Annotated in this window: 20 protein-coding genes; 11 read left to right on the forward strand and 9 right to left on the reverse strand. The window is 34.6% G+C overall.

Going from position 1 to position 22,550, the window contains the following annotated elements:
* Window positions 1–5: 5 nt before the first annotated feature.
* Window positions 6–686: a tRNA (cytosine(32)/uridine(32)-2'-O)-methyltransferase TrmJ gene (gene trmJ, locus H3T54_RS02880; protein WP_232351520.1), complete on the reverse strand. Its 681-nt coding sequence runs from the start codon at window positions 684–686 to the stop codon at window positions 6–8.
* A 308-nt stretch (window positions 687–994) separates the two neighbouring features.
* Between trmJ and raiA the strand changes: the two genes are divergently transcribed.
* The 5 genes from raiA to H3T54_RS02905 all read left to right on the forward strand — a co-directional run bounded on the left by raiA (window position 995) and on the right by H3T54_RS02905 (window position 6,068).
* The gene (gene raiA / locus H3T54_RS02885; RefSeq protein ID WP_198200685.1) at window positions 995–1,327 is read left to right on the forward strand and encodes a ribosome-associated translation inhibitor RaiA; all 333 of its coding nucleotides are present in this window, start codon (window positions 995–997) and stop codon (window positions 1,325–1,327) included.
* Between the two features lie 97 nt (window positions 1,328–1,424).
* Window positions 1,425–2,576, forward strand: coding sequence for a bifunctional chorismate mutase/prephenate dehydratase (gene pheA / locus H3T54_RS02890; RefSeq protein WP_198220824.1), 1,152 nt, complete (start codon window positions 1,425–1,427; stop codon window positions 2,574–2,576).
* 8 nt (window positions 2,577–2,584) lie between these two features.
* Window positions 2,585–3,622 carry an A/G-specific adenine glycosylase gene (mutY, locus tag H3T54_RS02895; RefSeq protein ID WP_198220826.1) on the forward strand — a complete coding sequence of 346 codons (1,038 nt, stop codon included), beginning with the start codon at window positions 2,585–2,587 and terminating at the stop codon, window positions 3,620–3,622.
* Window positions 3,623–3,696: 74 nt separating this feature from the next.
* Window positions 3,697–4,893 carry an MFS transporter gene (locus H3T54_RS02900; RefSeq protein ID WP_198220828.1) on the forward strand — a complete coding sequence of 399 codons (1,197 nt, stop codon included), beginning with the start codon at window positions 3,697–3,699 and terminating at the stop codon, window positions 4,891–4,893.
* Window positions 4,894–5,027: 134 nt separating this feature from the next.
* Window positions 5,028–6,068, forward strand: a complete 1,041-nt coding sequence (locus H3T54_RS02905) for an NADH:flavin oxidoreductase/NADH oxidase (protein ID WP_198220830.1) — start codon at window positions 5,028–5,030, stop codon at window positions 6,066–6,068.
* Between the two features lie 43 nt (window positions 6,069–6,111).
* Here H3T54_RS02905 and H3T54_RS02910 read toward each other — a convergent pair whose 3' ends face one another.
* Entirely contained in the window at window positions 6,112–7,296 is a 1,185-nt protein-coding gene (locus H3T54_RS02910) for an FAD-dependent monooxygenase (protein WP_198220831.1), read from the reverse strand.
* A gap of 12 nt (window positions 7,297–7,308) precedes the next feature.
* Entirely contained in the window at window positions 7,309–7,485 is a 177-nt protein-coding gene (tatA, locus tag H3T54_RS02915; protein WP_081300038.1) for a Sec-independent protein translocase subunit TatA, read from the reverse strand.
* A gap of 653 nt (window positions 7,486–8,138) precedes the next feature.
* Between tatA and H3T54_RS02920 the strand changes: the two genes are divergently transcribed.
* Together H3T54_RS02920 and H3T54_RS02925 are read left to right on the forward strand one after the other, a co-directional pair.
* On the forward strand, window positions 8,139–8,822 hold the full coding sequence (locus H3T54_RS02920; protein ID WP_110447271.1) for a LexA family transcriptional regulator: 684 nt from the start codon (window positions 8,139–8,141) through the stop codon (window positions 8,820–8,822).
* Window positions 8,823–9,080: 258 nt separating this feature from the next.
* Window positions 9,081–10,916, forward strand: a complete 1,836-nt coding sequence (locus H3T54_RS02925) for an ABC transporter ATP-binding protein (protein WP_198220833.1) — start codon at window positions 9,081–9,083, stop codon at window positions 10,914–10,916.
* A gap of 49 nt (window positions 10,917–10,965) precedes the next feature.
* On the opposite strand, the gene dacB is transcribed toward H3T54_RS02925, so the two are convergent.
* A complete protein-coding gene (gene dacB / locus H3T54_RS02930; protein WP_198220836.1) occupies window positions 10,966–12,399 on the reverse strand; it encodes a serine-type D-Ala-D-Ala carboxypeptidase in 1,434 nt (477 codons plus the stop codon).
* 179 nt (window positions 12,400–12,578) lie between these two features.
* On the opposite strand from dacB, the gene H3T54_RS02935 reads away from it, so the two are divergent.
* Window positions 12,579–13,601 (forward strand): TerC/Alx family metal homeostasis membrane protein, encoded by a 1,023-nt coding sequence (locus H3T54_RS02935; protein WP_198200706.1) that lies wholly within the window; start codon window positions 12,579–12,581, stop codon window positions 13,599–13,601.
* A gap of 48 nt (window positions 13,602–13,649) precedes the next feature.
* On the opposite strand, the gene cycA is transcribed toward H3T54_RS02935, so the two are convergent.
* The gene (cycA, locus tag H3T54_RS02940; RefSeq protein WP_198220838.1) at window positions 13,650–15,023 is read right to left on the reverse strand and encodes a D-serine/D-alanine/glycine transporter; all 1,374 of its coding nucleotides are present in this window, start codon (window positions 15,021–15,023) and stop codon (window positions 13,650–13,652) included.
* Window positions 15,024–15,222: 199 nt separating this feature from the next.
* Between cycA and mltA the strand changes: the two genes are divergently transcribed.
* The 3 genes from mltA to asmA all read left to right on the forward strand — a co-directional run bounded on the left by mltA (window position 15,223) and on the right by asmA (window position 18,872).
* Window positions 15,223–16,302: a murein transglycosylase A gene (gene mltA / locus H3T54_RS02945; protein WP_198200720.1), complete on the forward strand. Its 1,080-nt coding sequence runs from the start codon at window positions 15,223–15,225 to the stop codon at window positions 16,300–16,302.
* A gap of 68 nt (window positions 16,303–16,370) precedes the next feature.
* Window positions 16,371–16,952 carry a dCTP deaminase gene (gene dcd, locus H3T54_RS02950; RefSeq protein WP_065650757.1) on the forward strand — a complete coding sequence of 194 codons (582 nt, stop codon included), beginning with the start codon at window positions 16,371–16,373 and terminating at the stop codon, window positions 16,950–16,952.
* 33 nt (window positions 16,953–16,985) lie between these two features.
* Window positions 16,986–18,872, forward strand: a complete 1,887-nt coding sequence (gene asmA / locus H3T54_RS02955; protein WP_198220840.1) for an outer membrane assembly protein AsmA — start codon at window positions 16,986–16,988, stop codon at window positions 18,870–18,872.
* A 76-nt stretch (window positions 18,873–18,948) separates the two neighbouring features.
* Here the strand turns inward: asmA and hslU are convergent, their stop codons facing one another.
* The 4 genes from hslU to tolR all read right to left on the reverse strand — a co-directional run bounded on the left by hslU (window position 18,949) and on the right by tolR (window position 22,548).
* Window positions 18,949–20,277 carry an HslU--HslV peptidase ATPase subunit gene (gene hslU / locus H3T54_RS02960; RefSeq protein WP_110447264.1) on the reverse strand — a complete coding sequence of 443 codons (1,329 nt, stop codon included), beginning with the start codon at window positions 20,275–20,277 and terminating at the stop codon, window positions 18,949–18,951.
* Window positions 20,278–20,304: 27 nt separating this feature from the next.
* Entirely contained in the window at window positions 20,305–20,832 is a 528-nt protein-coding gene (hslV, locus tag H3T54_RS02965; RefSeq protein WP_025316169.1) for an ATP-dependent protease subunit HslV, read from the reverse strand.
* Window positions 20,833–20,998: 166 nt separating this feature from the next.
* A complete protein-coding gene (gene tolA, locus H3T54_RS02970; RefSeq protein WP_232351488.1) occupies window positions 20,999–22,096 on the reverse strand; it encodes a cell envelope integrity protein TolA in 1,098 nt (365 codons plus the stop codon).
* Between the two features lie 32 nt (window positions 22,097–22,128).
* Window positions 22,129–22,548 carry a colicin uptake protein TolR gene (tolR, locus tag H3T54_RS02975; RefSeq protein ID WP_086364301.1) on the reverse strand — a complete coding sequence of 140 codons (420 nt, stop codon included), beginning with the start codon at window positions 22,546–22,548 and terminating at the stop codon, window positions 22,129–22,131.
* Between the last annotated feature and the right edge of the window lie 2 nt (window positions 22,549–22,550).

A 22,550-nucleotide genomic window follows, 5' to 3' on the forward strand; every position in this document is an offset into this window, starting at 1 on the left:
ATTAACTATTTTTTATCTATTGAGGTTAAAATTCCCCTTAATATATTCAGTTCTTGTTGTTCAATACGGGCACGAGTAAATAATCTTCGTAAACGCCCCATAATTTGTCCCGGATGATTAGGATTAATAAAACCTGTTTGTAATAAGGTTTGCTCTAAATGCTGATAAAATCGTTCAATATCTTGATCTTTAGGATATTGTATGTCATTTACATTCTGATCAACTAATTGTGATAATGAGTCTTGAGCAGACAACATCGACATCCTGATTTCGTAACAAAGAACTTGTACTGACATTGCTAAATTTAAAGAGCTATAGTAAGGATTAGCAGGTATACCGACATGGAAGTGGCATTTTTGTAATTCATCGTTAGTTAACCCAACTCGTTCCCGACCAAAAACTAAAGCCACTTGAGCATGATGAGAAGCTTCGGCAATTATTTTATCCCCGCACTCTTTTGGTGTTAAATTTGGCCATTGTAGGCTTCGTGGCCGAGCACTAGTACCAATAACTAAAGAACAATCGGCAACAGCTTCTTCTAAAGAGGAAAATACTTGTGCCTGTTTGATAATATCACTGGCTCCAGCTGCCAGAGAAATAGACTGAGAGTCTGGCTTTATTATCGGATTAACCAAACAGAGATTAGTTAATCCCATGGTTTTCATTGCACGAGCTGCAGAACCCATATTACCCGTATGGGAAGTTTCAACTAAAACAATCTTAACATTATTTAAATAGTTCACATATTCCTCATTAAATAACACAACTTATACTTCAAATTAACACAAATAAACTACAGTATATAATAAAAAATAGTTTAAAAGCAGTTTCACAAAGGTTAATCGTAACTAGAGATTCATTATTTTAGACAAAGTTCACAAAAAGTTTAATCAAATTGAAATAACCTATTGACGAATTGCAAAAAATTTGTCAATGTAATCAATAGAATAATTATATTAGCTCAATTTGTAAGTAAACATAGTGGAGGTCAATTATGACTTTAAGTATTACCAGTAAACAAATGGATATTACCCCTGCAATTCGTAGCTATCTAGAAGATAAGTTTTCGAAATTAGATAAATGGAGAGCACTGTTAATTAACCCTCACTTTATTTTATCTAAAGAACCTGATGGATTTATTGTTGATGCGACAATTGCAACCAAAGGTTCGCCACTAGTTGCTTCCGCTAAACACTCAGATATGTATGCTGCAATTAATGACTTAGTTGCTAAACTTGAAAAACAACTGAATAAAATCCAACATAAAGGCGAATCTCGCCGTGCATTTGACAGTATAAAAAATGCAGTAGTTGAAGAAGAATATTAATTAATAATTCAAAAGTAATAAAAAGGCACTTTAATAGTGCCTTTATTTTTTAGCTTGCTATAATATTGCCCATCTATTTTTTATTATATTAATGAATATGACTACCAATCCTTTATTGCCTTTACGCGACAAAATTAACCGACTCGATCAAAAATTAATTGAAATCCTTGCTGAAAGACGTCAAGTTTCAACCGAAGTTATTCAAACAAAAATAGCGGCTAACATACCTTTGCGTGATTTAGCTCGTGAACGCTCACTCATTAAGGCATTAATCGAACAAGGTAAACAATACAATCTTGATGATATTTTAATTAAGCGCCTGTATCAAATTATTATTGAAGATTCAGTGCTATTACAACAGAAACTTTTACAAGAAAAATTGAATCAAGGGGCTATTTCCTCAGCAAATATTGCCTTTTTAGGACCCAAAGGATCATATTCACATTCAGCAGCCCGCCGTTATGCGAGTACCCACTTTGATCAGTTAACTGAATCAAGCTGCAGTACGTTTAAAGATGTGTTTGAAAAGATCGAATCAAAAGTTGTTGATTATGGAATTTTGCCAATAGAGAATTCTAGTTCCGGCTCTATCAATGAAGTTTATGATTTGTTACAAAAAACCAATTTACATATTATTGGTGAACTATCATTACCGATTGATCACTGCGTTTTAGCCATTCCTAGTGCTAAACTTGAGCAAATAGATACCATTTATAGCCACCCGCAACCTTTCCAACAATGCAGTAATTTCCTAGAAAATTATCCACATTGGAAAATCGTTTATTGTGATAGCACTTCATCAGCAATGGAAACTGTTGCTAAATTAAATCAACCTAATATTGCTGCTATGGGTAACAAAGACGGGGGGGAATTATACGGTTTACAGGTTCTTGAGCACAATTTTGCTAATCAAAAAGAGAATATTACCCGTTTTATTGTTTTAGCGCGCGATCCAATCGAAGTTTCCGAACAAATTCCAGCTAAAACCACGATCTTAATGAAAACTGGCCAACAAGCAGGTGCTCTAGTTGATGCCCTATTCGTTTTACGTAATCATAATATTGTTATGACAAAACTTGAATCACGACCTATCCATGGTACACCATGGGAAGAGATGTTTTATATTGATCTACAAGGTAATGTTCATGATTATGAAATGCAAGTCGCGCTTAAAGAATTAGCTGCAATCACTTTATATACCAAAGTACTTGGCTGTTATCCTAGTGATTCAATTACCGCTATTATGTAATGACTAGCATGACAAAAAATTTTGCAAATGCTGTACTTGATTGGTATGAACAGTACGGTAGAAAATCACTACCATGGCAAATTGAAAAAAGCCCCTATCATGTTTGGTTATCCGAAGTCATGTTACAGCAGACACAAGTAGCAACGGTTATTCCATACTTTAAGCGTTTTATTGCACAATTCCCTAAAATTACTGATTTAGCTAAAGCGCCAATTGACGATATATTACATCTTTGGACCGGACTGGGCTATTATGCTAGGGCACGCAATTTACATAAAGCAGCACAGGTTATCGCTGAAAATTTTGATGGCAAATTTCCAACTAAATTTGAAGATGTGATTGCCTTGCCGGGAGTTGGGCGTTCAACCGCTGGTGCCATTTTATCTCTATCACAAAATCAACATTACCCGATACTTGATGGCAATGTTAAGCGAGTTTTAACCCGATCTTTTGCAATAGAAGGTTGGCCAGGGAATAAAATTGTTGAGAATCAACTTTGGCAATTAAGTGAACAAGTGACACCTAAACATAACGTTGCAAAATTTAATCAAGCAATGATGGATATTGGCGCAATGGTCTGTACACGTTCGAAACCAAAATGCAATTTGTGCCCATTAAACTATTCATGCCTTGCTTATCAGAGTGACAGTTGGCAACAATATCCAACCAAAAAACCTAAAAAAGCTATACCTGAAAAAATGGCCTATTTTCTAATGCTTGAACATAATAAAGCTATTTGGCTAGAAAAAAGACCTCCGGCTGGGATTTGGGGGGGTTTATATTGTTTACCACAATTCTCAAGCGAGCAAGCATTAACTGACTGGCTGGAAAAGCATGGTATTGAATCCAGCAAACCTAAACAGTTAATAGCCTTTCGTCATACGTTTAGCCATTTTCACTTAGATATTATCCCAATTTACTGTGAGATGAAAAATAACACTAAGTGTTTGGAGGATTCAAATGGTTATTGGTATAAACTTAACTCGGAGAATACCAAAATTGGCTTAGCTACGCCTGTTTATAATTTATTGAATCAATTAGCTTAAACACCACTATTTAACAGTATCTAATAAACTTTTGATATATAATTAGTCATTATTTATTTTCTTATCTTTTTACTATGAGTAGCAAACAATCCCAAGGGCTATCTGCGTGGTTAGTTTTTTTGATGGCTTTTGCCATTGGCATTACAGTTGCCAGTAATTATTATGCACAACCGCTATTACATTCAATAACTGATGATTTACATATTGCAGTTAAACATGCAGGTTTAATCATTATGGCAGCTCAATTTAGTTATGCTGTTGGTTTACTATTTATCACCCCACTCGGAGATAAAATTGAACGTAAACAGCTAATACTTACATTAATGATATTATCAATCTGTGGACTAATAATTAGTGCGATATCAAAGCATTTATGGATGTTGATATTAGGTACTGCAATGACAGGCCTATTTTCGACCGTTGCCCAAGTACTCATTCCTTTTGCTGCAACGCTATCACGTCCTGAACATCGAGGTAAAATTGTCGGCACACTAATGAGCGGTATGTTACTTGGTATTCTACTAGGTAGAACATTTGCGGGTTTTGTTTCATCAATAGCCGATTGGCATTATGTTTATTGGATTGCCTCGTCAATTATGACCTTAGTCACTTTATTACTTTGGTTATCATTACCAACTTATAAAAACAACATCGACATTAACTATTTCCAACTGTTATTGTCAATTGGTTCATTGTACAAACAAGAAGCTGTTTTACGCATCAGGTCATTGTTAGCGATTATTTCCTTTGCTTTATTTTCATTATTATGGACACCGCTGGCCTTCTTATTAAGTGATGCTCCTTATCATTATTCTGACTTTATTATTGGTTTGTTCGGTTTGGCTGGTGCAGCAGGCGCATTAGGTTCCCCCATCGTAGGCAAATTATCAGATCAAGGAAAAGGCTGGTTAGCCACTTCCATTGGTTTGACATTATTACTTGCTGCTTGGCTACCGCTTTCTATTGCCAAGTATTCTCTCGTGGCCTTAATTTTTGGTGTAATCTTATTAGATTTTGCTGTGCAAGTTACCCATGTATCCAATATGAATGCTATTTATCAAATTCGTCCAGAAGTTCGTAGCCGTATGAATACTGGTTACATGGTCAGTTATTTTATCGGTGGTATGTTAGGCTCTATAGCTTCTACTTACTTGTATAGCAATTATGGTTGGATAGCAATAATTATTTCCGGAACCGTTTTAGGACTCTTAGGTATACTCTGTTGGGTCTATTATCTTAGAACCGTTCACCATCCTAAACATAAGGCTTAATTAAACTAAAAATTTTGAGGAACGGGGTTTTTAACCATTATCCTCTTTAAGTTTCAGATATTAAACACCATATATTATTTATCTGTTAATATAACTAGTTAGTATTTGAACCATTATTAAAACAGGAGTTACTTATGGCAAAAATATCTTATCTTAATACGCCATTTAAAGTAAAAAATTTATCACTCAAAAATCGCATCGTTATGCCACCAATGTGTCAATATCAAGCAAAAGATGGGTTAGCTAATGATTGGCACTTTGTTCATTACGTTTCTCGGGCGATTGGTGGTGTCGGCTTAATTATTTTAGAAATGACCAATGTAGCGCCTAATGGGCGAATTACACCTAACTGTTTGGGATTATGGAATGATAAACAACGCGATCAACTGAAAGGTATTGTCGATGCTGTTCATGCACAAAATGGTAAAATTGCTATTCAAATTGCCCATGCTGGTCGAAAAGCTTTAGGTGAGTCTGATGTAGTTTCATGTTCTGCAACTCGCTATGATGGCAATGTCGAAGCTAATCCGGAATGGCAATACCAAATGCCAAGAGAATTAACCAAAGATGAAATTATCGATATCATCGAAAAATTTAAACAATCAACGAAACGAGCAGTGGAAGCAGGTTTTGATGCCATTGAATTACATGGTGCTCATGGTTATTTGATTCATCAATTCTGTTCGCCAAAAACGAATTTAAGAACCGATGAATATGGTCAAGATAAATTATTATTCGCTGAACAAGTTATTAAAGCTGCAAAATCAGTTATGCCAAAAGATATGCCATTAATTGTGCGCTTTTCGGCTAAAGAATACGGTACTAACGGTTATGATATTGATTATGGCTGCCAAATTGCCAAACGATTAGCTCAAGCTGGTGCCGATATTTTAGATGTTAGTGGTGGTGGAGATGGAAAACTAGATCCAGAAAACACACCTGATTTTCATGCTGGTTACCAAGTTTATCTAGCCCGATCAATTAGACAGGTAACCGATTTACCGATTATCACTGTTGGTATGCTTGAAGATCCTTATGTTGCCGATTATGTGCTAAGCACTGGGGATGCTGATTTAGTTGGAATTGGTCGAGGTTTATTAAAAGATCCTTATTGGCCGTTACGAATTCCATCGTCACCATTTATACCAACGTCTTATCAAATATCTTTCAAATAATAGCTACTCATCCTGTGTTCACAAATACAGGATGAGTAATAAATTAAATTTGCATGGCGTATTTGATCAACTGTTTCTTTATTGGTGAAAAGTTGTCAATAGCATTCATACCAACCGTTCTAACCATCTTTTTAAAGGCATTATCGCCATTAAACATATCTTGGATCGTTCGCATAGCTGTTAGCATCACTAATGCATCTTTACGACGAGTAAACTGGAATGATTTTAAGTTTTCCACTAAACCAATATCTTTTTGCTCATCAATAAGCTTTTTAATAGTAGCCACCAACAATGCAGAATCTTGAAAACCTAAATTAACGCCTTGTCCTGCTAATGGATGAATAGTATGAGCTGCATCACCAATTAAGGCTAATCGGTGTTTAATAAATTGTTTGGCAAAACGAGCTTTTAATGGAAAGACCATTCGTGGATTAACCAACTGACATTGCCCTACTTTATCACCTGCTAATTTGAACAATTCGTGGCAAAAATCAGATTCTGTCAGCGAAGTTAAAATTTCTGTTTGTGCAGGTTTAGTTGACCATACCAAACAGCTTTTATTAGCTTGCCAAAGCGGTAAAAATGCAACAATACCATTCGGGTAAAAAATCTGTCTGGCGCATGCTTGATGAGGGTATTGTGTTTCAACAGTAGTAATCACTGCGTGGTGAAGATAATTACGCTCAAATACTGATATTTTTTCATGTCTACGTAACCAAGAATGAGCACCATCAGCACCAATAATTAATTTAGCTTGTAAAGTCGTATTATCTGCTAAGGTCAAAAAGGCATAATCATTTGTATAATTATTATCTATAGCTACCTGATTGAAAATAGTAATATTATCTGTTGCTAGAGCAAGTTGATACAAATGGTAAGCGATGAGATTATTTTCTATAATATAGCCAAGATTTTCATAACCATAATCTTCAGCATAAGCCGAAAGATGAGCTAAACCATTCTTTTCCCAAACACCAATTTCACTAAAAGAATGAACTCGATTGCTAGCACAAAGATCATGCCAAATACCAATTTGAGAAAAATATCGCTGACTAGCACCATTTATTGCCGATGCTCTTATACCTATGTCATCAACATTAAAATCTTGCCATTCATCAACTTTAGTATCAATAATGGCTACCGTTAAATCGTATCTGCTTAATGCACAGGCTGTAGCCAAACCAACTAACCCACCACCAACAATGGCGACATCGAATTGCGTTTTCATATCAATATTTTGTTATTGCTTATCAAGCTTATTATCATTTTTGGTTTCAACTTCATCATCATTCATTGCTTTTTTGAAACCTTTTAATGCTGAGCCAAGATCAGAACCTAAATTGCGTAATTTTTTGGTTCCAAAAATTAACACAACTACAGCTAGAAAGACCAAAAGATGTGGGATGCTAAATGACATAATTAAAACCTCTTTTAAAGATATATCTATTTGGACTCTGTTACTCAGCAAATAGATTTTAAATAATGGAATTAATTATACTCTTTTTAAACTGGGATTTCATGACAAGTTAATTTTAAATAAAAAAAAGACCTGCATAAAAATTATGCAGGCCAACATGAAATATAAGGAATATAAGGAAAGAAAACAATGAAAAATCCTTACGCTGCTTATTATCCATTTTTTTTCGCCTTAGTCAACGTTTTTATTTGGATTTTAGCAAAAATAATCAAATTTACACGAATAATAAATAGCGTTAATAAAATATTAACAAAACAAACAAAAAATGACATAAATGTAATTTAAGCATATTTATTCAATACTTACTCACTAAAAAAAGCCATTTTTAGCCCATAAATCGAAAAACAACCTCGCGGAAAAACAAAGAAACACAACAAAAAAACAACGAATTAAATTTATTAAAAAAAACAAAAAACGTTTGTTTTTATATGAAAATTCAATAAAATAACAAAATATAAAACGAACTTTAAAGAATATTCATATTTAAAAACTATAATGTTAAGAATATTCATTTAATCACTTATATAAAACTCATAAAAAATACAATATAATCATAAATCGGATGAATAAATAAAAACGAGACAAAAATAAATATGATTAAAAATAAAAATGTCAAAACTTTTAAAGACAGACTCCATACTTCAATGCAAGGTCTATCTGTATCCGCTTTTGCAAAAAAATGTGATATGTCAGAAACAGTAATTCGTGATTATTTGTCAGGAAAAACTTATCCATCATTGACCCGTTTAGAAGTGATTGCCGAGAAATGTAACGTATCATTTAACTGGTTAGCAACAGGTTATAAGCTAGAAATTTTAAATCCTAAAGATGATGATGAAGTCTATAATGAAAATATCTATCGTATTCCCGTTTATAAAAAACAGTTACCAACTAAAGAAGAAGCACAAAACCAACGTTATGTTCGCGAAACTCCTCCTGTGATGAATTATCCTGTAATTGAAGGTTGGGCATCTCATCGCGGTTTAGATATTAAAAAATTAATTCTTTACTGGGCTAAAGGTGATTTGATGGCGCCTGATATCGAAAATAATAACGGCTTAATTATTAATACCGATGTAAACGAAATTATTGATGGTGCTATTTATTTATTAGAATATGAAAATTTTACATTATTAAGAAAAATACGCTTAACTCTCGGTAATTGGATATTAATCTGTAATAATGATCAATACCCAACAATTGAAGTACCTAAAGCTCATTTTGAAAAATACAACATTGTCGGCCGAGTAGTGCAAGTTATCAAAGATGTCTTTTAAGACAATTATTAGTAATCTAAAATTTTTCAAGATATAATTTATTACATGAGGAAAGTATAAAAACCCCCTTTCCTCAAAACGTTACGTTTTTCATAACACATAACATCAGTTTAATAGGTATATATTCAAGTGATTTTAATTTACTAATTTCAGATTTATGTTTGCAACTACAGCAATAAGTATTTAGCAACACAAACCTCACTTTTTATATCATTGATAAATTATCAGTGAATAACCTTTTAACTAATTAGGTCAACTATGTATCGATTTTTTGAAAAATTGGTATCACCTTATCCCAAAGATGAACCACAACCAATGGCTAAAGATTTTTTTAGCTTTATTTGGCAATCCACTAAAGGAACTCGCTGTTTCTTATTACTATTAATAATATTGAGTGCGCTAGCTGGTGCATTTGAGGCATTTTTATATGCAGCACTTGGTAAAGTTGTTGATTGGCTTGCTGCTGTATCACCAAATCAATTTTGGCAACAAGAAAAAACAACTTTAATCGTATTTGCCATCATTATATTAGCTAGCACGATTATTATTGCCTTACAAACCATCATTAAGCATCAATGCTTAGCTGGAAATTTTCCAATGCGTTTACGTTGGAATTTGCACAGATTAGTACTAAATCAAAGCATGCGTTTTTTTCAAGATGAATTCGCCGGTAGAATATCAGCAAAAGTCATGCAAACCGCTCTTGCTGTAAGAGATACTTGCTTTTTAGTCGCTGATATCTTTATTTATGTTCTAATTTCATTTATCACCATGGCAACAATCATAGGTCAATTAGATCTTTGGTTATTAGTTCCATTTATAGTCTGGTGTTTTTTTTATGGCATTGCTATGTATTACTTCATTCCACGATTAAGTAAAGTAGCAAGTATGCAAGCAGATGCGCGTTCAACCATGACTGGCCGTGTAACAGATGCTTACACAAATATCATGACGGTAAAACTGTTTTCTCATGCAGGTAATGAGGCAAAATATGCACAAGAATCGATGGATGAATTTATGGTTACAGTTAATAAGCAAATGCGTTTAGTCAGTAGCTTTGAAATTGTTAATCATTTATTGTCTATTTTCCTAGTCCTGGGCACTACCGGCTTATCATTATGGTTATGGAGCAATGATTTCGTTGGTGTCGGTGCAATTGCAACCACAACCGCAGTAGCGCTAAGATTAAATGGATTTTCACATTGGATTATGTGGGAAATGGCTTCACTATTTGAAAACATTGGCGTAGTTAAAGATGGTATTAATACATTTTCTGCAGCGAAAACGGTTGTTGATCAACCAAATGCACCTACACTTAAAGTAACTGAAGGTAAAATTGAATTTAAACAGATAGATTTCAGTTACGATGAAAAACTAAATAATGCAATTATTGAGAATTTAAATTTAACCATCAAACCTGGGGAAAAAATTGGTTTAGTTGGCAGATCTGGAGCTGGCAAATCAACATTAATCAATTTATTGTTGCGATTTTATGATTTACAACATGGTGAGATCACCATTGATGGTCAGAATATCACTAAAGTAAATCAAGAGAGTTTACGCGCTCAAATTGGTATGGTAACCCAAGATACGTCGCTGTTACATCGTTCAGTAAGAGACAATTTACTATACGGAAATAATCATGCTACTGAACAAGAGATGATAATCGCTGCCCAAAAAGCCCATGCAGACAGTTTTATTGAAGGTTTAGTTGATGCTAATGGTAGAACTGGCTATGATGCTTTTGTTGGTGAACGAGGAATTAAATTATCTGGCGGACAACGTCAACGGATTGCTATTGCTCGTGTTATTTTAAAAAATGCGCCAATATTGTTATTAGATGAAGCTACAAGTGCACTGGATTCTGAAATTGAACAAGCCATCCAAGAAAGTTTATATACCTTAATGGAAGGTAAAACGGTTATTGCTATTGCCCATCGCTTATCAACGATCGCAGCAATGGATCGATTAATCGTTTTAGATCAAGGTAAAATCATTGAACAAGGAACACATCAAGAATTACTCAGTAAAAATGGTCTTTATGCACAACTTTGGAAACATCAAAGTGGTGGCTTCCTAGCGGATAATTTCTAACTAAAAATATAAGGGCGATTAAACATCGCCCTTATACTAATTCTATATATTAATTAATAAAGTTTTTATAAAATTCAGATTCAAATCGCATAATTGCACCATTTTTTGGCTCACCTTGACTATCAGCTCGATAGCCGGATAATAACTGAACAAAGGCAATATAACGACCATCTGATTTTTGAATAAACCCAGCTAAATTATAGCTACCTTGAATATAACCCGTTTTAGCCATAATCGCTTCTTTAAATGGAGCTTGATTAAAACTTTTACGATTTTGTAACGTTCCATCTACGCCAGCAATCGGTAATTTTTCAATAAAAGCTAATTGATTATTATGTACAGAAATATATTGCAAAATCTCCATTAATTTATTCGCACTAACCAAGTTTAGACGTGATAAACCAGAACCATCGGCAATAACTAAATTTTCTAAATCAATTCCGGCTTTTTTACGTAAAATTTGTTTTACCGCATCACCACCATTACGCCAAGTTCCAGACACATTATAATAATGCGCACCTAAGGTTCTAAAAATAGTATCAGCATATAAATTATTTGATTTTTTGAGCATGACGGTTAATAACTCTGAAAGTGGCGCTGATTGGCTTGAAGTCAGTAATGTTAACCCACCTGCTGCTTTTTGTTTTCTTTCAACAACTCGACCATTAAAAGTAATCTTTTGTTGTTTTAGTTCATTTTTTAAAATTGTTGAAAAATATTCGGTTGGATCAATTACCGCAAACTTTAATGGTGTTTTATCAGCATTCGACGCGATACAACCAGATAAATGGTAACGATTTTTATCAGCACTAACATCAAGTTCACAATATCTATCATTTAAATCTTTGCTATTGGCAGCAATTGTTCTGACATCACCTGTAACCATAACCGGTATATTAGGTGATACTGATATCGAAGCTTTGGAACCAGTTTTACCTGGAGTAATGGTTGCAACAAAGCAGTTATCATCAATTGTTGCTGCCGATGCAGGGGCATTATAACAAGCAGTTAAATTATTCCATGACCAACCTTCTGCTTTATCATGACTAGCAAAAATAGAAGTATCTAAAATAACATTACCTGAGATCTTTTCTACGCCTTTTTGACGTAAAGCGGTAATCATATTCTTTAACCTAGCACGATTAAAAGTTGGATCCCCACTCAACTTGATAATAAGATCACCACTAAGCTGTTTATTATTTAGAGAACCATTGGTATACATACCAGTAATAAACCGAAAATTGTCACCAAGTTCAAGTTGTGCAGCTAATGCCGTTATTACTTTTTGCGTACTAGCAGGTTGTTTAAATTGATCACTTTTGTATTTTGCTAAAGTTTTAGGTTTTCCCTCAACAGTTTGCACTAAAATGGATAAATCACTTCCTTTAGGTAAGGATGAGATATATGGTTCCACTGACTGTGCTGGTAATAAACATGAAAAAAAAGTAACAATGAAGAAAAAAGATACCTTTATATTAGTCATGAACGTATGCTCACATGAGTATTGAATAATGATAGTTAAGTAAAGATGATAAATATATCTTTTTTTGCTTGGCCTATCAATATATACTCAATCACTTTTAAAAATATGTTCCAAATATCAATACTCATAATATTTTTCTATTTATTTCAAAAAAATAACTTAATATAGGTAACATAGCTATGATTCAACATTCATTAGGCTTTCCCATTGAAACCGTGCTGATGTTTATCGTTTTGGCTTTAGCTGCGATTATAATTGATTTATACGCTCATCATAATGATAAGCCCATTAGCTTAACTAGTGCAGTTATGTGGTCTTTATTTTGGATTTTCGTGGCGTTAGGATTTGCGCTGTATCTGTATATACATCACGGTAGTGAAATAGCTAGCCTGTTTATTACTGGTTATGTACTTGAAAAAGCACTCTCTGTTGATAATTTATTTGTTATTATGGCACTGTTTTCTTGGTTTGCTATCCCCAACAATTATCGACATCGGTTACTTTATTGGGGAGTAATTGGTGCAATCATCTTCCGAGCTGTTTTTGTCATTATTGGTACTGGTCTATTATCCTTAGGGCCTTGGATGGAGCTGGTTTTCTCTGTCGTGGTTGCCTTAACTGGATTGATGATGCTAAAAAACCAAGGCAATGATGATGAGATAAAAGATTATTCAGAACATTTTGCTTATCGTATTGCTAAACGTATTTTTCCTTCCTACCCTAAAATAGTCGGGCACCATTTCTTATTAACACAAAAACAACTCAACATCGAACTAGCCAAACCAGAGAATAGTGAACTGACCAGCAAAATGCCCAAAAGTGCATTATATGCAACACCACTCTTCTTATGTATCGTTGTGATTGAGTTAAGTGATGTTATGTTTGCATTTGATTCGGTCCCTGCAGTAATTGCGGTTAGCCAAGAGCCATTAATTGTATATAGTGCAATGATATTCGCTATTTTAGGCTTACGAACCATGTATTTTGTTTTAGAGGCAATGCAACAATATCTTGTTCATTTAGGTAAAGCAGTAATTTGCCTATTATTTTTTATTGCCGCAAAACTTGCTTTAAATGCAACTGAACATCTATTTGGTTATGGAATTAGTATTAGCCCAACCACCAGTCTTTATGTGGTATTAGGTATATTATTGTTAGGTATTATTGCGAGTGTTATTTGGCCTAACCAAACAAAAAAATAAGATATGAGGAGATAATCGGCAGGCAACCTGCCGACTAAGAATTAAAAGTTATACCCGTTTTAATGATCGAATATAGTAACTAATACCTAAAATAACAAACCAAATAGGTGTTGCCATAAGTGCTTGGCAAGTATCTGTTTCAAAAGTTAATAACACAATCACAAAAGCAAAAAAAGCAAGGCAAATAAAACACATTAAAACGCCACCCGGCATCTTAAATTGTGATTCTAGATGTAATTTAGCTTTTTTACGACGATAGGCAATATAAGAAATTAAAATCATCGACCAAATAAACATAAATAATATTGCAGAAATAGTCGTTACAATGGTAAATGCTTCCATAACATTAGGTACTAAATAAATCAGTACTACCCCACCAAACAAGCAAGTACATGAAAATAGCAAGCCATTAGCAGGAACAGAACGTCTTGATAATTTACCAAATGGTTCAGGTGCATCCTGCTTTTTAGCAAGGCCAAATAACATTCGACTGGTTGAATAAATACCACTATTAGCAGAAGAGGCAGCTGAAGTAAGTACCACAAAGTTAATAACACTGGCTGCAGCAGGTAAGCCAATTAATGTAAACAACTCAACAAATGGACTTTTATTTGGTGAAATAAACTGCCAAGGCGTTACGCTCATAATGATAATCAACGCAAAGACATAGAAGAAAATAATACGGGCTGGCACGGAATTGATCGCTCGAGGTAAATTTTTATTCGGATCGAGGGTTTCAGCTGCCGTCGTTCCAACTAACTCAATCCCGACAAAAGCAAAAATTGCAATTTGGAAACCTGCAAAAAAACCCATAGTACCATGAGGGAAGAAACCACCATATTGCCAAAGATTAGAAAATGCAGCAGTAGTATTAGTTTGTTCCGAATGATAGGCGGTAACAACTAAAACAAGTCCAATAGCAATTAAAGCTAAAATAGCGACAATTTTAATCATCGAAAACCAAAACTCAGTTTCACCAAACATTTTTACCGTCAACAAATTCAAGGTTAATAGAACGATGACAGTAAGTAGCATCGGGATCCACGCTTGTAGCTCAGGAAACCAATGCTGTGCATATCCTGCGATAGCCACAACATCAGCAATTCCAGTAATAACCCAACAAAACCAATAGGTCCAACCAGTAAAAAAACCTGCCCACGGACCTAATAAATCGTTAGCAAAATCACTGAAAGATTTATAATTCAAATTGGACAATAAAATTTCGCCCATTGCTCGCATAACAAAAAATAAAACAAACCCAATAATCATGTAGACAAAAATAATAGATGGTCCAGCAAGACTAATCGTCTTTCCTGAGCCCATAAATAAACCCGTACCAATTGCACCACTAATTGCTATTAATTGAATGTGTCGGCTGGAGAGATTTCGCTTAAGATCTTGATTTGAAGACGTAGTGTTCATCTTATTGATTACCTATCGTTTTTACAATTTTCTATTTTTATGTGGAATAGATGACTATAAAGTTAATAGCCTCAAATCGCAAGCTGAATCGTTATCAAAACTTTTTATGACATTCTAATAATTATTGATAGTCTCTTATAATATAATTGTGTAGCATAACCAACTATATCATATAACTAACTACAATAAATTATTCAAAATGAAAGAAAACAACTGTAAATCTAATATTTTCATATTATCTATTTTATTAATTCTATCATTATTGACTGGCTGTCAAAGTGATTCAAATGCAAAAAGTAAGCAATTTAGAGATGGAAAACTAGCCAATGATTTCAATATCAGCCATCCCCAATTAGCCGTTCCAGTCAATATTTCTGATTATACTATTCAAGTTGAAAAATTAAGAACAACATCACCTTCGCTGTATCAGAGAAATGAACATATTTATAAAGCTGTTGACGCTTGGATTAATCGCTCGCTAGGTTCAGCAGAATTCCATAAAGTAGGGCTAAAAAGCTATGAAATGGCAGGTAAAGATGGATATGGCAATGTTCATTTAACTGGTTATTATACTCCGGTAATCAAAGCTAGACACCAACCAACCGGTGAATTTAAATATCCAATTTATAGAATGCCAGCTAAGTCCAAAGGTCGCTTACCAAGTCGTGAACAAATCTATAATGGAGCATTAACCGGTAAAGGGCTCGAAATTGCTTACAGTAATTCATTAATGGATAACTTTATAATGGAAGTACAAGGAAGTGCCTATATTGATTTTGAAGATGGCACACCATTAGTTTTCTTCTGTTATGGTGGTAAAAATGGTCACGGTTACTCAAGTATCGGGCGTTTATTAGTTGAGCAGGGAGAAATAGCCAAGGAAGATATGTCCATTCAAGCAATTAAAAATTGGGCTAAAAATAAAAGTGAAAAACAACTTAAAACGCTATTGATTCAAAATCGATCATTTGTCTTTTTTAAACCACAATATAATGCTGAAGTAAAAGGATCTGCCGCAGTACCTTTAATTGCTAATGCTTCAGTGGCATCAGATAAATTATTAGTACCAACAGGTTCTGTCGTATTAGTGGATGTACCACTTCTCGATAATGATGGTCAGTATCGTGGTAGACGAGAAGTACGATTGATGGTGGCACTTGATGTTGGTGGTGCAATTAAAGGCCATCATTTTGATCTTTATTTAGGCATTGGTGATAAAGCTGGTAAACAAGCTGGTTACTATAATCATTTTGGCCGAGCTTGGGTTATCAAACCTTAATTTACCAACATCGACGTCAACAAAAGAACCTGCTAGAATACGTTAAAAAGCAGAATTAAGGATAACTTATGAGATTATGTGACCGTGATATTGAAGCATATTTAGATAGTGGTAAATTAAAAATCACGCCACAACCAGAACTAAGTTGTATTAATGGTGCAACTGTTGACGTTCGACTTGGTAATCAATTTCGCACTTTTAAAGAACATACTACCCCCTATATTGATTTAAGTGGTCCAAAAGAAGAAGTTTCTGCTGTTTTAGAGCGTGTCATGAGCGAAGAGATGATACTATCTGAAGGTGATGCTTTCTATTTACATCCTGGCGAGTTAGCTTTAGCCGTAACGCTTGAATCAGTAACCATCCCTGATGATTTAGTTGGTTGGTTAGATGGGCGTTCATCGTTAGCGCGTCTAGGACTTATGGTTCACGTTACTGCCCATCGCATTGATCCAGGCTGGCATGGCCAGATCGTTTTAGAATTTTACAATTCTGGAAAAATCCCAGTAGCACTCAGACCAGGCATGACGATTGGTGCACTAAGTTTTGAAACCCTTAGTGGCCCAGCCGCACGACCATATAATCGAAGACAAGATGCTAAATATAAAGACCAACATGGCGCTGTTGCCAGTCGTATTGATAAAGATTAATAACATCCATAACCTTAATATAGGAACATTCATATGATAAAAAAAATACTGGTTATTCTATTTATCTTAATTTTGGTTATTGTTATCAGCATTGTTTCCCTTATTGTGTTTGTTGATCCAAATCATTTTCGCGGATATATATCTCAAACAGTAAAAGATAAAACCGGTTATGAATTAACTATCGAAGGTGATTTACGCTGGCATATCTGGCCTCAGGTCAGCATCTTAACTGATGCAGTTAAATTATCTGATACCGGTGCAACAAAACCGCTATTAACTGCTGACAATATGCGACTTGATGTTGAACTTCTACCTCTTTTTTCAAAAAATTTAGCGATTAAAAATGTATTTATCAAATCAGCATTAATCAATATTACTGACGAAAGTAAAGGTGATAATGCTAAAAAATATACCCAAACTCTAACTCCTCCATCGCAACCAAACACAGATATATCTGAAAATAAAAAGAATGTATCTAATTGGAAATTCAGCTTAAATAAATTTGAAATAGCCGATAGTACGGTGGCATTACAATATAATAATGATTTGATAAATTTCAGAAATATCAATTTGTTATTAGAACAAAATAACGATAAGAATCTTTCAATCGAATTAAAAGGAAATATTGATAAAAATCAGCAAGATCTATTTTATTCGGTTAATGCCAATGTCGATTTAACTCAATTCCCAGAAAAAGCCATTATCGACCTTAAAAAGTTAGATTACAGCTATAACGGCATTGCGAGTTCAAACAAAGCACTCAAAGGAAGTGCAACTGGTGTATTTAATTATCAACAAAGCCCTAAGCAATTAAATAGCCAAAAATTAGTTTTTTCCGTTAACGACAATAATTTTACCAGTAAAATCAATACTCTTTTTGATAATAAACCATACGTCGATTTACAATTGAGTTCAGAAAAATTAGATTTAACGCCTTTTTTACAACAAAATGCAAAATCAAACAAAGACATTCCCGTACAACAAACTTCACCTGTTGTTTCTAGTGTTGCCAAAGATAATAATCAATTAAGTATTCTTAATGCATTTGATGGCAAAACAACGATAAATATCAAGGAAATTAAAGCAAATAAAATCATCATGAACAATGTTAAACTAAACGTTGATAATCAGGATGGAATAGCGACATTTAAAGATTTAAATTTTGATTTTGCTAATGGACATATAACCGCAACTGGCACTGCTAACGGCAAACAGAAAACACCACAGATTAAACTTAATACCAAAATTAACAATATTAATTTAAATTCTTTTTTTACCCAAATGGATATGGCGTATGATCTAGATGGTATATTTAATGCTTCAGGGATATTAGAAACCAATAGCTTAACAACAAATAAATTATTAGAAAGTCTCAAAGGTAATGCGAATATCGTCATTACCAATGCTAAATTGAATAACATTAATATTCAAAATATTATCGAAAGTGCAGCTGCAAAATATGGCAACGGCAATGACAAATCGGGTAATCAAAAGAAATATACTGAGTTTCATAAAATCAACACCAATGCTTATTTAAATCAAGGTAATATAGAACTTAATTCGCTCAATGCCAATTCAGAAACCTTAGATATAATAAGTGGTTCAGGCAAAGTGGGAATGCTTAATCATGATTTGGATGTTAATTTAAATATCAAGTTGCTTGGTGGTTGGAATAGTAAAAGCGACACCATTGCCAAATTACAGAAAGTGACTATACCACTACGTATATATGGTCAGTTTTCTAATTTACGCTATCAGTTAGATATAGCTCAAATACTGTCCGATGTGTTTAGTGATAAATTACAACAGCGTTTAGATAAACTACGTGATAAATTAGAAAATCGCAATGGCAAGGATAAAGACAAAGACAAATTAAAGTCTAAAGCAGTCGATATATTAGGCGGATTACTAAAGAAATAAATTTCTCATTAACTAAATAATAAAGATAAAAAAGGTGAGTTATCTAACTCACCTTTTAATTTAACAACATCTTTTATTATAAAATGAACTTGCTCAAATCTTCATCTGCAACAAGCTTATCTAGATGATCACTAACATATTTAGCATCAATTGTGATAGTTTGACCACCCAATTCACTGGCCTCGAAAGAGACATCTTCCATTAAACGTTCAAGCACTGTATGCAAACGACGAGCACCAATATTTTCATTTTGTTCATTAACTTGCCAAGCAGATTCAGCAATTTTACGAATGCCATCCGGTGTAAAGTCAATATTAACGCCTTCAGTTGCCATTAATGCTTTATATTGGACTGTCAATGATGCATTTGGTTCAGTTAGAATTCGTTCAAAATCTTCGCTTGTTAACGCTTGTAATTCAACTCGAATTGGTAAACGTCCTTGCAACTCAGGAATTAAATCTGACGGATTAGCAGTTTGGAACGCGCCCGATGCAATAAACAAAATATGATCAGTTTTTACTGAACCATGTTTAGTTGAAACGGTACAACCTTCAACAAGTGGTAGTAAATCGCGTTGCACACCTTCGCGAGAAACATCCGGTCCAGATGAATTACCTCGTTTACATACTTTATCGATCTCATCGATAAATACAATTCCATTTTGCTCAACAGCTTCAATGGCTTCGTGTTTAAGATCATCAGGATTAACCAACTTCGCGGCCTCTTCTTCTATTAGCTGTTTGAAGGCATCTTTGATCTTCATTTTACGCGCTTTAGTTTTTTGACCACCTAAATTTTGGAACATAGACTGTAGTTGATTAGTCATCTCTTCCATACCTGGAGGAGCCATAATTTCAACACCAATATTGACGCCAGCTACTTCAATTTCAATTTCTTTATCGTCAAGTGCACCTTCACGTAATTTTTTTCTAAATGCTTGTCTAGCTGTTGAATCATTATTATTTTCAACTTGCCCCCAGCCATCTTTAGCTGGAGGAACAAGCACATCTAAAATACGCTCTTCAGCTAGTTCTTCAGCTCGATTACGATTTTTTTCGATAGCTTCTTGGCGAATCATTTTCACAGCAGAGTCAGTAAGATCTCGAATAATCGAGTCAACTTCTTTACCGACATAACCAACTTCAGTAAATTTGGTAGCCTCTACTTTAATAAAAGGTGCATGAGCTAATTTAGCTAATCGCCTAGCAATTTCAGTTTTACCTACCCCTGTAGGACCGATCATAAGAATATTTTTTGGCGTAACTTCATGACGTAATGCTTCATCAAGTTGCATACGACGCCAGCGATTACGTAAAGCAATGGCAACAGAACGTTTTGCTTTATCTTGTCCAATAATATGTTGGTTTAGTTCGCTTACAATTTCGCGAGGAGTCATTTCAGACATAGTAGTATTTCTCTTAAATCAGATTAATTAGTAATTAAGCTCTTCAATAGTTTGGAAGTTATTTGTGTAAACACAAATATCACCCGCTATTGATAGAGATTTTTGCACAATATCATGTGCAGATAATGAGGTATTATCTAATAAGGCTCTTGCAGCTGCTTGAGCATAAGGTCCACCAGATCCAATCGCTATCAAATCATCTTCTGGTTGAATTACATCTCCAGTACCGGTGATAATCAACGATGCGCTTTCATCTGCAACGGCAAGTAGTGCTTCTAATTTACGAAGCATTCTATCTGTCCGCCAATCTTTAGCTAGCTCTACAGCAGCCTTAGTTAAATGACCTTGATGCATTTCTAGCTTTCTCTCAAATAATTCAAATAGCGTAAAAGCATCAGCAGTACCTCCAGCAAATCCTGCAATCACTTTGTTGTTGTACAATCGGCGAACTTTACGAGCATTACCTTTCATAATAATGCGCTCACCTAATGTAACTTGTCCATCGCCACCAATAACGACTTGACCTTCACGACGAACACTGACAATTGTTGTCATATTCTGCTCCTTCTTTTACATAAAAACTTAATTCGGAAATGAATAGAGAATATATTGGGGTGATTAGTAAATTTTCAATATCAGATTATCAAGATGCGGAATATTTATTCATCAATAAATGACATAACATAAATAAATTTTAAAAATCAGATAACTATCAAATTATTTACTTTGGTTGAAATTCGATATTCATGGTTTTTACTTCACTATAAAAACTACTTGCTGGTTTTGGTATAACCGCTAATTTAGTTGCAGCAAGCGCTTCTCTACATAGATCAGCATCACCACCTTTTGAAGTGACATTAAGCAATAGTCCATCAGGTGCTATCTGAATTTGTAATTCACAAGTTTTGCCACGATAAACATTTGGTGGGTTAATAAATTTATTACTTATTGCATTTTGTACTAACGATTTATATTTATCTAGCTCACCATCGGATACACCTTTACGACTAGCTGCTCCTCCAGAACTTGGTGTTCCTGAGGTAAGCCCACCTAAAAGATCATTGAGAGCTTTATCTTTTTTAGCTTGCTCAGCCTTCTGTTTAGCTTTTTTTTCAGCGGCAGCTTTTTCAGCTGCTGCCTTTTCAGCAGCGACTTTTTCTGCTGCTACTTTTTCAGCGGCAGCTTTTTCTGCTGCTACTTTTTCAGCGGCAGCTTTTTCTGCTGCTGCCTTTTCAGCGGCAGCTTTCTCAGCAGCGACTTTTTCTGCAGCTGCTTTTTCAGCAGCGACTTTTTCTGCTGCTGCCTTTTCAGCGGCGGCTTTCTCTGCTGCTGCCTTTTCTGCAGCGGCTTTTTCAGCGGCAGCCTTTTCTGCTGCTGCCTTTTCTGCAGCGGCTTTTTCAGCGGCAGCCTTTTCAGCGGCAGCTTTCTCAGCGGCAGCCTTTTCTGCTGCTGCCTTTTCTGCAGCGGCTTTTTCAGTTGCTGCTTTTTCAGCGGCAGCCTTTTCTGCTGCTGCCTTTTCTACTGCGGCTTTTTCTGCTTCCGCTTTTTCAGTGAGTTCTTTTATTTGTTTATCTAAAAGTTCTTGACTCTTTTGATCTGCTTTTTGTTGATTAGTTTTAGTCTGCAATTGTCTTTGATATTGTTCGGTCATAACCGATGGATCAATCATGATAGCATCAATCGAATTACCATTGATAGTACCATAGTTTTCACCAGTATCACTTACAAACTTATATCCCAAGGCAATAATTAATATGCCATGTAAAAGAATGGAAATGATAACCGGTAAACTTAATTTTGAGTTTAACTTACTAGACATTGCTGACATTTTTATATTTAATAATTATTAAGTTAAATTGGTTGAGTCATCAAACCAACAGATTTGACACCTGCTGATTGAAGCAAATTTAAAGCCTTTATAATCTCTTCATAAGGAACTTGTTTCGCACCACCAACTAAAAAAACAGCTTTATCATTAAGCGACATTTGCTGCTTAACTTCCGCAACAATTTGCTCTTGAGGAATATTCGATTGTCGATTCTGATCTATAATAATTGCATACACCCCTACCCCAGATACTTCGATAATTATAGGTTTATTATCAGAAGGCGAAACAGTTTTTGATTCTGTTGCTTCTGGAAGATCAACTTCAACACTTTGGCTTATTATTGGGGCTGTAGCCATAAAAATCAACACCAATACTAATAATACATCTAACAAAGGTACAATATTGATCTCTGATTTGGTTGAATAACGTGAACGTCTGCTCATAA

The organism is Gilliamella sp. B14384G10 (genome assembly GCF_016101685.1).
Taxonomy (GTDB): Bacteria; Pseudomonadota; Gammaproteobacteria; order Enterobacterales; family Orbaceae; genus Gilliamella; species Gilliamella apis_A.

Coding starts and splice junctions, on each gene's coding strand:
- trmJ (WP_232351520.1), bottom strand. CDS start 686: ATGGGTTCTGCAGCTCGTGCAATGAAAACCATGGGATTAACTAATCTC.
- raiA (WP_198200685.1), top strand. CDS start 995: ATGACTTTAAGTATTACCAGTAAACAAATGGATATTACCCCTGCAATT.
- pheA (WP_198220824.1), top strand. CDS start 1,425: ATGACTACCAATCCTTTATTGCCTTTACGCGACAAAATTAACCGACTC.
- mutY (WP_198220826.1), top strand. CDS start 2,585: ATGACAAAAAATTTTGCAAATGCTGTACTTGATTGGTATGAACAGTAC.
- H3T54_RS02900 (WP_198220828.1), top strand. CDS start 3,697: ATGAGTAGCAAACAATCCCAAGGGCTATCTGCGTGGTTAGTTTTTTTG.
- H3T54_RS02905 (WP_198220830.1), top strand. CDS start 5,028: ATGGCAAAAATATCTTATCTTAATACGCCATTTAAAGTAAAAAATTTA.
- H3T54_RS02910 (WP_198220831.1), bottom strand. CDS start 7,296: ATGAAAACGCAATTCGATGTCGCCATTGTTGGTGGTGGGTTAGTTGGT.
- tatA (WP_081300038.1), bottom strand. CDS start 7,485: ATGTCATTTAGCATCCCACATCTTTTGGTCTTTCTAGCTGTAGTTGTG.
- H3T54_RS02920 (WP_110447271.1), top strand. CDS start 8,139: ATGATTAAAAATAAAAATGTCAAAACTTTTAAAGACAGACTCCATACT.
- H3T54_RS02925 (WP_198220833.1), top strand. CDS start 9,081: ATGTATCGATTTTTTGAAAAATTGGTATCACCTTATCCCAAAGATGAA.
- dacB (WP_198220836.1), bottom strand. CDS start 12,399: ATGACTAATATAAAGGTATCTTTTTTCTTCATTGTTACTTTTTTTTCA.
- H3T54_RS02935 (WP_198200706.1), top strand. CDS start 12,579: ATGATTCAACATTCATTAGGCTTTCCCATTGAAACCGTGCTGATGTTT.
- cycA (WP_198220838.1), bottom strand. CDS start 15,023: ATGAACACTACGTCTTCAAATCAAGATCTTAAGCGAAATCTCTCCAGC.
- mltA (WP_198200720.1), top strand. CDS start 15,223: ATGAAAGAAAACAACTGTAAATCTAATATTTTCATATTATCTATTTTA.
- dcd (WP_065650757.1), top strand. CDS start 16,371: ATGAGATTATGTGACCGTGATATTGAAGCATATTTAGATAGTGGTAAA.
- asmA (WP_198220840.1), top strand. CDS start 16,986: ATGATAAAAAAAATACTGGTTATTCTATTTATCTTAATTTTGGTTATT.
- hslU (WP_110447264.1), bottom strand. CDS start 20,277: ATGTCTGAAATGACTCCTCGCGAAATTGTAAGCGAACTAAACCAACAT.
- hslV (WP_025316169.1), bottom strand. CDS start 20,832: ATGACAACAATTGTCAGTGTTCGTCGTGAAGGTCAAGTCGTTATTGGT.
- tolA (WP_232351488.1), bottom strand. CDS start 22,096: ATGTCTAGTAAGTTAAACTCAAAATTAAGTTTACCGGTTATCATTTCC.
- tolR (WP_086364301.1), bottom strand. CDS start 22,548: ATGAGCAGACGTTCACGTTATTCAACCAAATCAGAGATCAATATTGTA.